The sequence below is a fragment of the Streptococcus cristatus genome (assembly GCF_003943535.1).
In the GTDB taxonomy this organism is placed as follows: domain Bacteria; phylum Bacillota; class Bacilli; order Lactobacillales; family Streptococcaceae; genus Streptococcus; species Streptococcus cristatus_L.
Genome location: NZ_RJPU01000011.1, coordinates 12814 through 28464, shown reverse-complemented (window position 1 = coordinate 28464; position 15651 = coordinate 12814). Strand labels below are relative to the sequence as shown.

The window sequence follows — 15651 nt, the reverse complement described above, 5'->3', positions numbered from 1 at the left end:
GGACTAATACTAATAGCTCGAGGACTTATCCAATTTTCATTGAGCGCAGCTTTTGGCAAGTATTGTGAGGTTTGAGTAGTTATTCAATTTTGAGTTGACAAGGCAATAAGATATTGCAAGTTAATTCAGCTAGTTAAGTGACGATAGCCTAGGAGATACACCTGTACCCATGCCGAACACAGAAGTTAAGCCCTAGAACGCCGGAAGTAGTTGGGGGTTGCCCCCTGTGAGATATGGTAGTCGCTTAGCAGGATAGGAAGTCGGAGTACTTCCTTTTTGGGAGTTTAGCTCAGCTGGGAGAGCATCTGCCTTACAAGCAGAGGGTCAGCGGTTCGATCCCGTTAACTCCCATATTCAAGCGGGTGTAGTTTAGTGGTAAAACTACAGCCTTCCAAGCTGTTGTCGCGAGTTCGATTCTCGTCACCCGCTTTGAACAGAAGTTCATACCAAGTTTTTTTAAACTTGGGCGCGTAGCTCAGGTGGTTAGAGCGCACGCCTGATAAGCGTGAGGTCGGTGGTTCGAGTCCACTCGTGCCCATTTTAATAGTAATATGGTCCGTTGGTCAAGGGGTTAAGACACCGCCTTTTCACGGCGGTAACACGGGTTCGAATCCCGTACGGACTATATATTTTGGAGGATTACCCAAGTCCGGCTGAAGGGAACGGTCTTGAAAACCGTCAGGCGTGTAGAAGCGTGCGTGGGTTCGAATCCCACATCCTCCTTAGATTAGAATATCGCGGGATGGAGCAGCTAGGTAGCTCGTCGGGCTCATAACCCGAAGGTCGTAGGTTCAAATCCTGCTCCCGCAATTTGGCTCGGTAGCTCAGTTGGTAGAGCAATGGATTGAAGCTCCATGTGTCGGCGGTTCGATTCCGTCTCGCGCCATTTATGTTAAAATTTAGGAAGGGTAGCGAAGAGGCTAAACGCGGCGGACTGTAAATCCGCTCCTTCGGGTTCGGGGGTTCGAATCCCTCCCCTTCCATGCTTAACGGGCATAGTTTAAAGGTAGAACTAAGGTCTCCAAAACCTTCAGTGTGGGTTCAATTCCTACTGCCCGTGTTTTGGAATATGGCGGGTGTGGTGAAGTGGTTAACACACCAGATTGTGGCTCTGGCATGCGTGGGTTCGATCCCCATCACTCGCCTATTTCTTTTGATTATTGGGGTATCGCCAAGCGGTAAGGCAAGGGACTTTGACTCCCTCATTCGTTGGTTCGAATCCAGCTACCCCAGTTACTTTGCCGGCGTGGCGGAATTGGCAGACGCGCTGGACTCAAAATCCAGTGTCCGCAAGGACGTGCCGGTTCGACCCCGGCCGCCGGTATAGTAATAAAGACAAGGTTTTCGAGCCTTGTCTTTTTATTTTTTCTTCCAATTTTTTCTTTCAGAGTTACTTAAAATTACTTAATTTTTTTGGCTAAATTAAGAAGAAAATATTTAACACATTTTGAATTAAACTTGATTCGTTTCATATAAAAATATACAATAGATATATACAATTCTAGGAGAGATTTCATGTTAAACAATCAAGAAAACTATTCAAAGTTTGAAGTCGAACAAGCAAAAAGAGTTATTAAATCATTAGTGAAAGATAAATCAGTACTTGTTAAAGTTACTTTTACTAATCAAGACGATATTGATAGATTTTTTGATGATTAATATTATCTTCTAAACATTGATATTTTTATATAAAGGATGGTGCCTAGGAATCAATTTTTATTAGTATATATATTTTCCTTTTTAAAATTTTCAAGTTTTTCTTTTCTTTTCTTACCTCCTATTTCACATCTTATGCTTTAATTACTTTTTTATATTGTTTTGATTAGTTTTTTATTGTAAAATAGTTATATAGGTGGTAGGGTGGGATGTCTAGAGGAAGTCGGATGCTATTAGTGTTTTAGCTGATTATATCTCTTGATTGGCTACTGTGGAAATATTTTTGCTTACCCATTTTTTTCATAGTGTGAGGGCTCCTGGAAAGGAGTTGCTATGAATTTTAAGAAAATGCAGTCTTTTTGCCGGATGATTGTCAAATTTTCTTGGCCAATTTTAGCCAAAATTATTGCCCATTATATCATAAAAGCTATTGATTTATTCTTCAAGTAGCATTTTGGGCTAAAAATTTAAGAATTATCACGCAGAGCAGGGTAGGGCTCTGTTTTTTTTTAACAAAAAACCCCGCCCGGTGGACGAGGAAAGAAAACTATATGTAGGCATAAATTTTATAGAAATTAGTTATAATAAATACAAGATAGTTTTTTATCAAGTATTATCATAAAAATTCTACTTTTAACAATTGTAAGCGTATGGTTTAAACAAATTCTATTCTGTATTAAATACAGTTATAAAAAAATTAATATTTTGTGATTATTAAGTATAATCAAATTAATTAAGTTATTCATTGTCACTTCCTCCATGCTATTATCTTAAAACCTACTTTTTATTGCCTTCTTATTTGGATTTGCAATGAATTATCTCTGCAATCTTTTTGCCAATTATAATATATCATATTTTAGTATAATAGTCCACTATATTCTTAGAAAATTTATCTTTTTTAGAGTAGATTATCCAGTTTATCTGCTAAATCTTTTTGTTTACTTGGGTATAAGTGGGAGTATGTATCAATTGTTGTAGTTATAGAAGCGTGTCCTAATCTCTCTTTTACAATTAAGTAGTCTTCTCCTTGGTTTATTAAAAGAGAAGCGTGAGAATGTCTAAAATCATGAATCCTTATTTTCTTTAAAGAACTATCTCTAGCTAGTATTTTTTTATATTGTTTTTCAATTGCATTTTTCGTTAGAGTGATTGGACTATCCTGAAAGATTTGGAGTTTTTCAGTATCAGTTGAAAATTCTCTTAGTCTTTTTGTCTGTTCTTTTTTCCATCCTTCTAGTGTTTCTATAAGCTTTTTATTAATAATGATTCTTCTAGTACCGGATTTAGTTTTTGTAGAACTAATGTGTTCTTCACCTTTATTCACGTACATTGACTTACTAACATGTATTGTACTTGTAGAAAATTCTATATCTTTCCAAGTAAGAGCGAGTGCTTCTCCAAGTCGTAAGCCAGTAAAGAAAAGTACTGTAAATAGTAATTCAAGATTATATTCGTCATTCTTGAATAGTGAAAGAAAATGTTTAAATTCTTTCACTGTCCAAAAATTCATTTTACTTTTTTCTATTGGTAGTTTTTTAAGTAGTCTAACGGGATTATCGTTATAATACCCTTTTCTTAATCCTACATCTAATATCCTTTAGATATCCCTTTGTAAAGTTTAGAAGGTCTATTTCGGACTTGAGCCATTCTTGAATGAAGTAGAGGGCTTTCTCTTTCCTAAGTTCTAACTCCGTTCTTATCCAATTTTCAATAAATCTCTTGCTGACACCGAGCTTAGATGCTCGTTCTAAGCGTTTATCATATATTCTAAGTCTTTCATCATCATTAGGTTTTCTTAAATATAAGGTTTGTTCCGTTTTCTCATCTCCGTAGGTAATGTAGTAGTTACTCTTACCATATAGGAAGCGGTTTTTTCTACAAATTTTAGAAAGTTGATTTGGAGTGAAGTAAGGAACTTCATTAAAATCGTCTATTGCGATATCAATTCTTCTTACTGAAAATGACTTATAATTGGAATATAGATTATCCAAGAAGTGACGTTCAGAAAGTCCCTTTGGGGTTAAAACCATATCTCGATAGAATTCTAATGCTTGTCCTGACATGACAAGCATGAAAGAATTTTCTTCATCACCATAGTAGATACGGATATTACCATAGTTTATTTGAGAGTCATATTCATAGTATTTAAGACTGCCCTTATCTATAATAAATAGCTCTGTATCAAGAAGTAAGATATCTTCAACTATCTCTTCCAGTGAAAAGTCGAATGTATTAAACTGGATTTGAATCCAGTCAAAAACAGAACGTAAGTTCTCGTTTTTTGCCATAAATTTTGACTCAACTTTTTGCCTAATTTTACCACCTTAAAAACCGTGAAAAGTCTTGATAATACTGCATTCTTTCGATAATACACCTGACTTGCAGAGGGTGGTGTTACTACACACCCTCACCAACCTTGAAAAATCTCTTTGTTGTTCGTCTGCACTTACGATTTGTTACGGTCTGCGGTAACCTACTCGCTGATCGTAACAAACCTACTTGCCGAACTTCCTACGAGCTTTTTCCCAAGCACCAAATGGAAGTAGTTCAAGTGTTGAGAGAATTTCTTCTTGCTCTTTTTCCAATCGTTGAAATTTTATTTGCAGTTTTTTATTACTAGAATACAAATTCTTAAAATTATCATTCAAGGTAAAAAAATCTTCTTTAAGGGTTTCGAGTTGCTGAGTAAGGGTGTATTCCTTATGTTTATGAATATCTCCATAGGTTTCCCTTATAGCTTCTTTTAATGACATCTCGTTTTTCAAATAAGCAATCGTTTTGAAATCCTCAACATCATTGTCAGTAAAGTTATAAAAACTCAGAAATTGTTTGTTATTTCTAGCTTGAACTTTTTTAAACTCATGACCGCTAATTTCCTTTATCAAAGAAATCCATTTTTTAGCAGTACTAACAGAATTTAAACCCTCAACCGAAGAAACAAGTTTATTTATATCCATATTACCCCCGTTCTAACGGAAAGTGTGGTATAATAGTCTTATAGAATTTTTGTTAAGTCTTTGATTTTGTCGTGATTATCAAAGACTTTTTAATACAATCATAGGCGGTACCTCCTTTATACAATCCCCAAAGAAAGAATATCAACGGCCTCATATTACCTAAAAGGTATATTATGATTATATACCCGTTAGGTAATATTGCCAACAAAAAAATAGGTGAATTATGACTTTTTTAGGTGAAAATTTAAAGAAAATACGACAGGAACACAAATTAACTCAGATAGAACTGGCTAATATGCTAGGAATTAGCCAAAAATCATATAGTCATTGGGAAACTCAAAAAACAGAACCAACGCTAGAGAATGTAGTAAAACTAGCTAATATATTTAACACAACTACAGATTATTTTTTAGGTCAGACAATCTATTCAAAGGCAAATTTAGTTAGATTTTTAGATGATTATGATGTAAGTAATATAAAAAACTGGACTAAAGAAGAAAGAGATAGTTTTAAATTTGCAATTTTATTTGAAATAATGACAAGAGATGATAAAATTAGCTTATTAAAATTAAAAGACAATTTGATTACCGAACACAATCTAGATAAAAATGAACGGGATATAATAAACATAATTTTTAAAGAAGTGCAGTTGGAATTCCAAGATTTTCCAAATTAATATACAATTTAATTAAAATCTTTGATGGAATTCAAGCTAACTATAAATATGTAGAAAATAGTTTATAGGATACTGTAACTAAAAAATGGCCTTATCAAGAAGATAAGGCTATTTTTCTTTTACTCAACTTAATAGTTCACTAGAATTTAGTATCACTTATAAGAGTGTTTTAAAGTTGTATAGTACTCCAATTCATCATTGATTCTCATCACATAAAAAATGACAATCTGAAGTAACTCTAAATAATTTTGTAAATGTTCTTCTTCTTTTTTATATCCGAATTTACCATGAGAAAATTTATTTCTTATCTTTAATCCGTTACCATATTTTTTATCATCCAAAATATAAGATAAATAATTACTTTCATATTCAGAAAAAAGATTATCTGAATATTCACAATACCCTTTCTTACAAAGGTCTTCTGCAATATCTAGTATCAATTTATCTTTATAGTATAGGCAATAAGTACCTGACTTCCATAATTTATTCAAAATGTTAATTTCTTGGAAATTTGTAAATTTTATTACATCATTTGATAGTTTTAAAATGTTCTTTTCTATTAGAATTTTTATTTGTTCTACCTGATAATCAGCAAAATCTGTAATCTTTACACCATCTATTATATGTTTAAAGAAGGTTTTGTTGTCATTTTTTGATGAAATGAAGCCAAGTAGACTTTGTTCAGAAAAAAGCGCAGAGAACAATGCAGAATTATCAGGAGTGTTGTTCAATTTGATAAATTTTTTCTCATTGAATGATTTTAATGAAGCATAAGAGGAGGCTTTAGATTTAATCTCTAATAAATCTTGGTTGATTTCCCCATTTCTAACAAATAGTTCGTATTGGTCTAAGATACTATCCATTTCACAAATTATCGATTTTCCTCTTTCGTAATAAGAAGATTCTTTATTGGAAGCATGGAAATGAAAACCTTTTATATCTAACTCTGTTTCAAGGTAAATATTGAAATACCATTCTATTATATCTTCGACATCAATTTCATTTTGTTTTAAGTAATCAAAATATGCCTGAAATAACAAATTGTGACAAAGTTTTAATTGAGGAAAATAAGAATCATAATGAGCATTTGATTTGTGAGAAAAGTAACGAGTGAAACTGAATGTTTCTTCATTCGCAACTAGCCAAGGCAGTCCCGATTCATGATTAAAGAAGCCAAGTAAATAAATATAATTATTTAGTAATGTCGGAAAATCATGATGTTCATCTAGTATAATTTTATTTAAAAGAATACCATTTTTAATAGGCTCATATAATTTATCAGAATCTAAAGACTTGATGCCAACTGATATAGAGTATTGGAACCCTTCATTAGTTTCAAAATGTTTTTCCCAAAATTTATTACTTTTTCTTTTAGCTAAAAGCTTAATCTCATCATCAAACTCATATTTGCTTAATTTTTTATACTCAACAATTGATTGTAAATAGTTGGGGTTAATACTATCTGTCTGACAATATTCTCTTGCTAGATTATTTATCTCTTCATTTGTGATACCTAACTTAATGTATAAACCATTAGAATCTGTAAATTTTCCTGATTGATGATTCAAGAAAAATTCTATATTTCTGGACAGAGAGAGAAAATTTTCTTTGATAACTTGCGGAAATAGGTCAATCAGTTTTGTAACATTTTTAAGATTTATTGTCTGGATATTATATTTTTTAATGTATGATTCAAACTGACTAACATCATCTTTATTAATTTTTCCTAAGAATAGTACTAACTCCCAGAATATGTCTTTATAAAAAATATCAATGCTATCATAGTCTATTTCAAAAATGGTAATTGGGAAATTCTTGGATATATCGTTATGAAATTTTGAAATTAGATGTTTGAATTTAGAAAATTCATTTTCTTTTTTAATTAATTTCAGGATTAAATAGGTTTCTATTAAATTATTAATTTCAGTTGAAGGTCTATAAGCTTCAATGTAGTTCAGAGCTATATCGTATTGATATGGCTCTATTACATTGTTAGAAGTATGAAATCTTTGGTTTGACATATACGTGGCATTCCTTTCTATTAATTAGGTCTTTGTACCATCGACGATTTTTGTTAAATCATAATTTCCCATATCCGATTTAGTATTATAATGATGAGCTTGTAGGATATAGTTACTTAATTTTAGTATACCATTAAATTATTTATTTATAAGATATTTTTAGTGTCAGAGAACATCAAATTGAGGCTTCTCTTCAGTTACCTAAAAGTTACTGAAATTTGAAAAAAGAGTCTATTTTATAAAATTTAAAAGCATTAAAACATTGTTAAATCAAGGATTTAAGTTTTAAAAAATGTAGGAATTGAACTCAAAATCCAGTGTCCGCAAGGACGTGCCGGTTCGACCCCGGCCGCCGGTATAGTAATAAAGACAAGGTTTTCGGATCTTGTCTTTTTTTACCAGTTTTTATTTTTGGGTTATTTATAATTTCTTATGTTATGCTAGATCGTCTGATTTTTTGCTTTTTTCTTTATTTTGTGCTAAATTAAACATTGTGAAACGAGTTACCGAAGACTTTCTAAAGGGAGAAACGTATGGCAATGATAGAGGTGGAACATCTTCAGAAAAATTTTGTGAAGACTGTCAAGGGACCGGGATTAAAAGGGGCTTTGCGCTCCTTTATTCATCCCGAAAAGCAGACCTTTGAAGCGGTCAAGGATTTAACCTTTGAGGTTCCAAAAGGACAAATTTTAGGCTTTATCGGGGCTAATGGTGCTGGGAAGTCGACAACCATCAAAATGTTGACAGGGATTTTGAAACCGACATCTGGTTTTTGTCGGATTAACGGCAAGATTCCGCAGGATAATCGCCAGGATTATGTCAAGGATATTGGAGTGGTTTTCGGACAACGAACCCAGCTATGGTGGGATTTGGCTCTGCAAGAGACCTATACGGTCTTAAAGGAGATTTATGATGTGCCAGACTCACTTTTCCATAAGCGCATGGACTTTCTAAATGAAGTCTTGGATTTGAAGGACTTTATCAAAGACCCCGTGCGGACTCTTTCACTTGGTCAACGAATGCGGGCGGATATTGCGGCTTCCTTGCTCCACAATCCTAAGGTTCTCTTTTTAGATGAGCCGACTATTGGTTTGGACGTTTCGGTCAAGGATAATATTCGTCGGGCCATTACTCAGATCAATCAAGAGGAAGAAACAACCATTCTCTTGACCACTCACGACCTGAGTGATATTGAGCAACTCTGTGATCGGATTTTCATGATTGATAAGGGGCAGGAGATTTTTGATGGAACGGTGAGTCAGCTCAAGAAAACCTTTGGCAAGATGAAGACACTTTCCTTTGAACTGGTGCCGGGTCAAAGTCATCTTGCTTCTCACTATGAAGGCCTGCCTGATATGACCATTGATAGACAAGGAAATAGCCTCAATATTGAATTTGATAGTTCGCGCTACCAGTCGGCTGATATTATCAAGCAAACCCTGTCTGATTTTGAGATTCGTGATTTGAAGATGTTGGATACGGATATCGAGGATATTATTCGTCGCTTCTACCGAAAGGAGCTCTAAGATGGTCAAATTGTGGCGACGTTATAAACCCTTTATCAATGCAGGGATTCAGGAGTTGATTACCTATCGAGTCAACTTTCTTCTTTATCGGATTGGCGATGTCATGGGTGCTTTTGTGGAATTTTATCTCTGGAAGGCTGTCTTTGATTCCTCGCAAGAGTCTTTGATTCAGGGTTTCAGTATGGCAGATATCACCCTCTACATCATCATGAGTTTTGTGACTAATCTTCTGACTAGGTCGGATTCTTCCTTTATGATTGGCGAGGAGGTCAAGGATGGTTCCATTATCATGCGTTTGTTGAGACCAGTGCATTTTGCAGCTTCTTACCTCTTTACGGAACTTGGATCCAAGTGGTTGATTTTTATCTCTGTTGGACTGCCATTTTTAAGTGTCATCGTATTGATGAAAATTTTATCTAGGCAAGGGGTTGTAGAAGTGCTAGGATTAACCATCCTTTATCTCTTTAGCTTAATCCTAGCCTACCTGATCAATTTTTTCTTTAATATCTGCTTTGGGTTTTCAGCCTTTGTTTTTAAAAATCTATGGGGCTCTAATCTGCTCAAGAATTCTCTGATTAACTTTATGTCGGGGAGTTTGATTCCCTTGGCTTTCTTCCCTAAGATTGTTTCAGATATTCTGTCCTTCTTGCCTTTTTCATCCTTGATTTATACTCCAGTTATGATCATTGTTGGGAAATACGATGCCAGTCAGATTCTTCAAGCGCTTTTGCTACAGTTCTTCTGGCTCATAGTGATGGTGAGCTTGTCTCAGTTGATTTGGAAAAGAGTCCAGTCATTTATCACCATTCAAGGAGGTTAGTATGAAAAAATATCAACGTATGCATCTGATTTTTATCAGACAATACATCAAGCAAATCATGGAATACAAGGTGGATTTTGTGGTTGGTGTTTTAGGTGTTTTCCTGACCCAAGGCTTGAATCTCTTGTTTCTCAATGTCATCTTTCAACATATTCCTTCGCTAGAAGGCTGGACCTTTCAAGAGATTGCCTTTATCTATGGATTTTCTCTGATTCCCAAGGGATTGGACCATCTCTTCTTTGACAATCTCTGGGCTTTAGGTCAACGACTAGTACGAAAAGGGGAATTTGACAAGTATCTGACTCGTCCTATCAACCCTCTCTTTCATATACTCGTTGAGACCTTTCAAATTGATGCCTTGGGCGAACTTTTGGTTGGTGGCATTTTACTAGGGACAACGATGACTAGTATTGCTTGGACTCTTCCAAAATTCCTGATTTTTCTAGTCTGCATTCCTTTTGCGACCTTGATCTATACTTCCTTGAAAATCGCGACTGCCAGTATCGCTTTTTGGACCAAGCAGTCAGGCGCCATGATTTACATTTTTTATATGTTTAATGACTTTGCCAAGTATCCGATTTCCATTTACAATTCTCTTCTTCGTTGGTTGATTAGCTTTATCGTGCCTTTCGCCTTTACAGCCTACTATCCAGCTAGCTATTTCTTGCAGGACAAGGATGGGCTCTTTAATATCGGTGGTTTGATGCTGATTTCCCTTATCTTCTTTGCAATTTCTTTGAAACTCTGGGACAGGGGATTGGATGCCTACGAAAGTGCGGGTTCGTAAGAGTGAGTATAAATAAAGGGTGATATTCATTCAGAAAGTCTATGAATAAGAGATCAATTAGATACAGTATAAGGACAAGGTTTGCTGCCTTGTCTTTTCTAATATATTTTAAGGTATCTATCTTTCAAATTTTTATTTTTGGAATGAATAAATTCTACTTATCTTGCTAAAATGGTAGAATAGGTTTAAGATTTGTCTGATAAGTAAGAAGGAGAGCCTAATGAAATTGAGATTGGAAAATAAAGAATCTGAACGAGTCCAGGAACTTGGGAATTTAATTCGAGCTTATAATCGCTCTAAACGGGAAGCTTCAACAAGTGAGCCCCTCAATATCTTTGTCGAAGATGAGGATGGAAATTTAATGGGCGGTCTGGTAGCCGAAACGTTTGGCTACTGGCTTGAAATTGAGTATTTATATGTGAGTGAGGCGTTACGAGGGCAAGGGCTTGGATCGGATATTTTGCAAAGGGCGGAAGAGGAAGCTCGTGACAGGAAGTGTAAGTATTCATTTGTGGATACCTTCCATTTCCAAGCGCCAGATTTTTATAAAAAGCATGGCTATGAGGAAGTATTTAGATTAAAAGAATATCCTTATACAGGTGAGCGATATTATTATACGAAAGAGTTATAATTTATCCAAGGATAGATAGCAGATTTCTACCTGACAAATGTAGCGATTTTTGGTATAATATCATGAGGTGATTTTATGGCAAATTTGAATAGATATAAGTTTACATTTGGAAGCAAAACCTTAACTTTAACAACAGAACACGATAATCTTTTCATGGAAGAAGTGGAGCGAGTTGCTAAGGAAAAATATAAGGCCATCAAAGAGCAGATGCCTGCGGCAGATGATGAAGTCTTGGCTATTTTGTTGGCGATTAATAGTTTATCTACCCAGCTCAGTCGCGAGATTGAGTTTGATGATAAGGAAAAAGAATTGGAAAGTCTTCGTCACAAAATGCTTAGCGAATTAAGAGAAAAGTCAGCTAATACAGGGGAAAGATAGTGTTTGCGATTATTATTTTACTAATATTAGCTTGGAGCTTTTATATTGGCTACTCGCGTGGGATTGTTCTGCAGGGTTATTATGCTGCTATGACGATTGTATCCATGCTGGTGGCTGGAGCTCTATATCAGGGATTGGCTAAGTCTATCAGCTTGTGGGTGCCCTATGCTAGCGCTGTCAAAGGCAGCTCGACTTATTTCTTTGCAAATTCCCAACTTTTCCATTTGGATAAGGTTTTTTATGCGGGGCTGGCTTATCTTCTTGTTTTCAGTCTTGTTTATATAGTAGGCCGCTTTTTTGGGATTTTTGTAAATTTAATTCCCTATCCGAATAAGTGGGATACCAAAGTTTTCAATATGGTTAGTGGGGCTATTGCAGTCTTTATCTCACTCTTTGTCATCGAGATGGGACTGACTATTTTAGCTACTGTACCCATGTCCTTTATCCAAGAACGCTTAAATTCGAGTTTGCTGATTCGGTTTATTATCAATCACACGCCTGTAACTTCATCCATTTTACATGACCTTTGGGTCACAAAAATTATCGGATAATTAAGACTCAGTTGCCCTGTAGCTGAGTTTCTTTTTCAGTTTAAATCATATAGAAATAGAATGAACATGATGAATCATAAAATTTTAGAAACTTTGGAATTTGATAAAATTAAGGAGCTTTTTTCTCCCTATCTACTGACTGAGCTGGGAGAGTTGGAGTTGAAGCAGCTCCAGCCAAACAGCAAAAAAGAATCAATTGCTGCTGCTTTTTTGGAAATGTCCGATATGCGGCAGATTTTTGTGCAACATCCGCACTTTAGTTTGGGAGCCATTCAGGATATTAGGGGCTTGACCAAGCGCCTAGAGCTGGATAGCGACCTTAATATTGAGGAGTTTTTAGCCCTCAAGCGGGTCTTGTCTGTGACGCATGAGCTGATATCTTTCTACGAGGATCTGGAAAATGTCCAATTGGAGCGTTTGGATCGCCTTTTTAACAATCTAGTAGAGTTTCCTAGTATTCAGGGAAGCCTGCAAGCTATCAATGATGGGGGCTTTCTCGAAAGTTTTGCTAGTGAAGAGTTGAGTCGTATCCGCCGAAAAATTCAAGAAAATGAAGTCCAGGTTCGAGATATTCTGCAAGAAATTCTCAAAACTAAGGGAGACATGCTGGCGGACCAAGTGGTGGCCAGTCGGAATGGCCGTAATGTACTACCTGTGAAAAATACCTACCGTAACCGTATTGCGGGTGTCGTTCACGATATTTCGGCCAGCGGAAGTACGGTTTACATTGAGCCGCGGGCGGTGGTCAATCTCAATGAAGAGATTGCTAGCAGTCGGGCGGACGAGCGCTATGAAATTCAGAGGATTTTGCAGGCTATGTCGGATATGATACGGCCTCATGCTGCTGAAATTGCCAACAATGCTTGGATTATCGGTCATCTAGATCTGGTGCGTGCCAAGGTCCGCTTCATGCAGGGTACGGGAGCGGTGGTGCCAGACCTGTCGGAAGAGCAGGACATCCAACTGCTCAGTGTCCGCCATCCCCTGATTGAAAATGCAGTGGCTAATGACCTGCATTTCGGGCCGGACTTGACAGAAATTGTCATTACGGGGCCTAATACGGGTGGTAAGACCATCATGCTGAAGACCTTGGGGCTGGCTCAGATTATGGCCCAGTCAGGCCTGCCGATTCTGGCGGACAAGGGGAGTCGCGTCGGGATTTTCAGTCAGATTTTTGCAGACATTGGTGATGAGCAGTCGATTGAACAGAGTTTGTCGACTTTCTCCAGTCATATGACCAATATCGTCTCTATTTTAGAGCAGGTTGATAGCGATAGTCTGGTTCTGCTGGATGAGCTGGGAGCTGGGACTGACCCGCAGGAGGGTGCAGCTCTGGCTATTGCCATCTTGGAAGATTTGCGGCTAAGACAGATTAAAACCATGGCGACGACTCACTATCCTGAGCTCAAAGCCTATGGGATTGAGACGGACTGGGTGGAAAATGCCAGCATGGAATTTGATACAGATAGTTTGCGGCCGACCTATCGCTTTATGCAGGGAGTGCCTGGTCGCTCCAATGCCTTTGAAATTGCTCGGCGTTTGGGCTTGTCGGAAGTTATTGTTGGCCATGCTCAAGAGCAGACCAACACAGACAGCGATGTCAATCGGATCATTGAGCGCTTAGAGGAGCAAACACTGGAAAGTCGCAAGCGCTTGGATAATATCCGCGAGGTGGAGCAGGAAAATCTTAAATTTAACCGAGCCCTCAAAAAGCTATATAATGAGTTTAACCGAGAAAAGGAAACCGAGCTCAATAGGGCACGCTTGGAAGCTCAGGAAATCGTTGATTTGGCTTTGTCAGAGAGTGAGAGCATTCTCAAAAATCTCCATGACAAGTCCAGTCTCAAACCGCATGAGGTTATTGAAGCCAAGGCTCAACTCAAAAAGTTGGCACCAGAAACAGTTGATTTATCAAAGAATAAGGTACTCAAACAGGTCAAGAAAAATCGGGCGCCCAAGGTGGGAGATGATATCCTAGTCACCAGCTATGGTCAGCGGGGAACCTTGGTCAAGCAGCTCAAGGACGGCCGCTGGGAAGCTCAGGTCGGCCTTATCAAGATGACTCTAGAAGAGCAGGAATTTAATCTTCTCAAGGCTGAAAAGGAGCAGCAGCCTAAGCGCAAGCAGGTCAATGTGGTCAAGCGGGCCAATACTGCTGGACCTAAAGCCAGACTGGATCTGCGTGGCAAACGCTATGAAGAGGCCATGGAAGAGCTTGATGACTTTATCGATCAAGCACTCCTCAATAACATGGCTCAGGTGGATATTATCCACGGTATCGGAACGGGTGTCATCCGTGAAGGAGTAACCAAATATCTCCGTCGTAACAAGCAGGTCAAGTCCTTCGGCTATGCCCCGCAAAATGCTGGTGGCAGTGGCGCGACGATTGTAATCTTTAAGTAGGGAAGCATCGGACACTCCGTAGCAAATATTTTCTTTTACTCTGTGTTTGGTGTACAATATTATCAAAAGTAAGCTATTCAAAGGAGAAGATTTATGGTAGCAGCAGTTACAGATGCAACATTTGCTGAAGAGACAAAAGACGGACTGGTTCTGATTGATTTTTGGGCAACTTGGTGCGGTCCCTGCCGCATGCAGGCGCCTATCTTGGAGCAGTTGGCAGAGGAAGTTCATGAAGACGAATTGAAAATCCTTAAGATGGATGTGGATGAAAATCCAAATACTGCCCGTGAATTTGGCATTATGTCCATTCCGACCCTTCTGTTCAAGAAAGATGGTCAAGTCGTTAAGCAAGTCGCAGGTGTTCACACCAAAGACCAGCTCAAGGCTATTATCGCTGAATTGAGTTAATATCATAGCTAAAAGAGGCTGGGACAAAAGTCCTAGCCTCTCAATTGTCTTTGGATTGTCGAGCAAGACGCAGTGGTTGAGTGGGCTCTACTACGCTGATTTCATCAGCTTTTACAGCCCTACTCAACTGTGCGGAGGTGGGACGGCGAAATCGAATTCTAACGAATTACCGATTTCTGTCCCACTCTCTTTCATTTAGCTGATGTATACAGAAGAGCAAGTACACTCTCATAGTGTGCAAAATAGCATTGAAGAAGTGTTTGCTCAGGCGTTTCCCTATAACTTATCATAAGCACTTATTGTGAAATGTGCAAAATTTCAAATGTTGGTAGTTGTGTGTCGGGTTTATTGGTATAAAAAGTAAAAATACATTTTTTCCATTTATCAGGATTGAAAATAACGGCTTTGCCACTTTCGTTGTTTTGCATTTGCTCGTGAATGGTAAAGGATTTTAAACTTTCAGATGCTTCTATATCAATGACTTCTAATGTAGCATATTTACTTGAGTCAAAATGATCAGATATTTCGACTGATGAAGTTATTCCGATTTCAATATTTTGCCAGCCAAACGAATTTAAAATATGATCAAAGTAACCATCAAATATGAATTTTGTCATTCCGTTGGTATTTTTCCAAATATATAGCGGACAGTAACTGTTAAATAATTGGCCTTCAGATTTTTCAGAGATTAAATAAACTTTGAAAAACAAATCGTCGAATCCATCCATCAAATGACCTGTATTTCGGACACGTTGTCTAATGATATCCATATCATAATCTGCTGGTAATTTTATAGTATATTGCATTGCTTGCATTGTAGTACCCCTTTTCTAATGA

The 15651-nt window shown here is 37.1% G+C and carries 14 protein-coding genes, 12 tRNA genes, 1 rRNA gene and 1 pseudogene; 23 read left to right on the top strand and 5 right to left on the bottom strand.

Annotated elements, in window-relative coordinates; genetic code table 11:
* Positions 1 to 133: 133 nt before the first annotated feature.
* The 14 genes from rrf (at position 134) to D8790_RS10555 (ending at position 1659) form a co-directional block, all read left to right on the top strand.
* Positions 134 to 249, top strand: a 5S ribosomal RNA gene (gene rrf / locus D8790_RS10090).
* Positions 250 to 278: 29 nt separating this feature from the next.
* A tRNA-Val gene (locus tag D8790_RS10085) sits at positions 279 to 351 on the top strand.
* 7 nt (positions 352 to 358) lie between these two features.
* A tRNA-Gly gene (locus D8790_RS10080) sits at positions 359 to 429 on the top strand.
* 35 nt (positions 430 to 464) lie between these two features.
* Positions 465 to 538, top strand: a tRNA-Ile gene (locus D8790_RS10075).
* A 15-nt stretch (positions 539 to 553) separates the two neighbouring features.
* Positions 554 to 625: transfer RNA gene (locus D8790_RS10070), tRNA-Glu, on the top strand.
* Positions 626 to 633: 8 nt separating this feature from the next.
* Positions 634 to 723 (top strand) — tRNA-Ser (locus tag D8790_RS10065).
* A 13-nt stretch (positions 724 to 736) separates the two neighbouring features.
* A tRNA-Met gene (locus tag D8790_RS10060) sits at positions 737 to 810 on the top strand.
* A gap of 3 nt (positions 811 to 813) precedes the next feature.
* Positions 814 to 886 (top strand) — tRNA-Phe (locus tag D8790_RS10055).
* 16 nt (positions 887 to 902) lie between these two features.
* A tRNA-Tyr gene (locus tag D8790_RS10050) sits at positions 903 to 983 on the top strand.
* 6 nt (positions 984 to 989) lie between these two features.
* Positions 990 to 1060, top strand: a tRNA-Trp gene (locus tag D8790_RS10045).
* 12 nt (positions 1061 to 1072) lie between these two features.
* A tRNA-His gene (locus D8790_RS10040) sits at positions 1073 to 1145 on the top strand.
* Between the two features lie 16 nt (positions 1146 to 1161).
* Positions 1162 to 1233: transfer RNA gene (locus tag D8790_RS10035), tRNA-Gln, on the top strand.
* Between the two features lie 7 nt (positions 1234 to 1240).
* Positions 1241 to 1324, top strand: a tRNA-Leu gene (locus D8790_RS10030).
* Between the two features lie 191 nt (positions 1325 to 1515).
* Positions 1516 to 1659, top strand: a complete 144-nt coding sequence (locus tag D8790_RS10555) for a hypothetical protein (RefSeq protein ID WP_185761941.1) — start codon at positions 1516 to 1518, stop codon at positions 1657 to 1659.
* Positions 1660 to 2554: 895 nt separating this feature from the next.
* Here D8790_RS10555 and D8790_RS10025 read toward each other — a convergent pair.
* The 3 genes and pseudogenes from D8790_RS10025 to D8790_RS10015 all read right to left on the bottom strand — a co-directional run.
* Positions 2555 to 3253, bottom strand: a pseudogene (locus D8790_RS10025) (site-specific integrase); the annotation flags it as partial.
* Complete coding sequence (locus D8790_RS10020; protein WP_125388479.1) at positions 3216 to 3944, bottom strand: replication initiation factor domain-containing protein; 729 nt, start codon at positions 3942 to 3944, stop codon at positions 3216 to 3218. The pseudogene D8790_RS10025 and the gene D8790_RS10020, both read right to left, overlap by 38 nt.
* A gap of 207 nt (positions 3945 to 4151) precedes the next feature.
* Positions 4152 to 4613, bottom strand: coding sequence for a hypothetical protein (locus D8790_RS10015; RefSeq protein WP_125388478.1), 462 nt, complete (start codon positions 4611 to 4613; stop codon positions 4152 to 4154).
* Positions 4614 to 4836: 223 nt separating this feature from the next.
* Between D8790_RS10015 and D8790_RS10010 the strand changes: the two genes are divergently transcribed.
* Positions 4837 to 5289, top strand: coding sequence for a helix-turn-helix domain-containing protein (locus D8790_RS10010; RefSeq protein ID WP_125388477.1), 453 nt, complete (start codon positions 4837 to 4839; stop codon positions 5287 to 5289).
* A gap of 152 nt (positions 5290 to 5441) precedes the next feature.
* Here D8790_RS10010 and D8790_RS10005 read toward each other — a convergent pair whose 3' ends face one another.
* Positions 5442 to 7310 carry a hypothetical protein gene (locus D8790_RS10005; RefSeq protein WP_125388476.1) on the bottom strand — a complete coding sequence of 623 codons (1869 nt, stop codon included), beginning with the start codon at positions 7308 to 7310 and terminating at the stop codon, positions 5442 to 5444.
* Positions 7311 to 7843: 533 nt separating this feature from the next.
* On the opposite strand from D8790_RS10005, the gene D8790_RS10000 reads away from it, so the two are divergent.
* From D8790_RS10000 to trxA, 8 genes are all read left to right on the top strand, one after another.
* Positions 7844 to 8836, top strand: a complete 993-nt coding sequence (locus D8790_RS10000; protein WP_125388475.1) for an ABC transporter ATP-binding protein — start codon at positions 7844 to 7846, stop codon at positions 8834 to 8836.
* Position 8837: 1 nt separating this feature from the next.
* Positions 8838 to 9656, top strand: coding sequence for an ABC transporter permease (locus D8790_RS09995; RefSeq protein ID WP_125388474.1), 819 nt, complete (start codon positions 8838 to 8840; stop codon positions 9654 to 9656).
* 1 nt (position 9657) lies between these two features.
* Positions 9658 to 10443, top strand: coding sequence for an ABC transporter permease (locus D8790_RS09990; RefSeq protein ID WP_125388473.1), 786 nt, complete (start codon positions 9658 to 9660; stop codon positions 10441 to 10443).
* A gap of 220 nt (positions 10444 to 10663) precedes the next feature.
* Positions 10664 to 11074: a GNAT family N-acetyltransferase gene (locus D8790_RS09985; RefSeq protein ID WP_045498482.1), complete on the top strand. Its 411-nt coding sequence runs from the start codon at positions 10664 to 10666 to the stop codon at positions 11072 to 11074.
* Positions 11075 to 11149: 75 nt separating this feature from the next.
* Positions 11150 to 11452, top strand: coding sequence for a hypothetical protein (locus tag D8790_RS09980; protein ID WP_005591116.1), 303 nt, complete (start codon positions 11150 to 11152; stop codon positions 11450 to 11452).
* Positions 11452 to 12003, top strand: a complete 552-nt coding sequence (locus D8790_RS09975) for a CvpA family protein (protein ID WP_125388472.1) — start codon at positions 11452 to 11454, stop codon at positions 12001 to 12003. The genes D8790_RS09980 and D8790_RS09975 overlap by 1 nt, the downstream gene beginning before the upstream one ends.
* Positions 12004 to 12072: 69 nt before the next feature.
* Positions 12073 to 14406: an endonuclease MutS2 gene (locus D8790_RS09970; RefSeq protein ID WP_125388480.1), complete on the top strand. Its 2334-nt coding sequence runs from the start codon at positions 12073 to 12075 to the stop codon at positions 14404 to 14406.
* 93 nt (positions 14407 to 14499) lie between these two features.
* Positions 14500 to 14814, top strand: a complete 315-nt coding sequence (trxA, locus tag D8790_RS09965; RefSeq protein ID WP_008808279.1) for a thioredoxin — start codon at positions 14500 to 14502, stop codon at positions 14812 to 14814.
* A 296-nt stretch (positions 14815 to 15110) separates the two neighbouring features.
* On the opposite strand, the gene D8790_RS09955 is transcribed toward trxA, so the two are convergent.
* Entirely contained in the window at positions 15111 to 15629 is a 519-nt protein-coding gene (locus D8790_RS09955; protein ID WP_003074627.1) for a DUF4865 family protein, read from the bottom strand.
* Positions 15630 to 15651 lie beyond the last annotated feature (22 nt).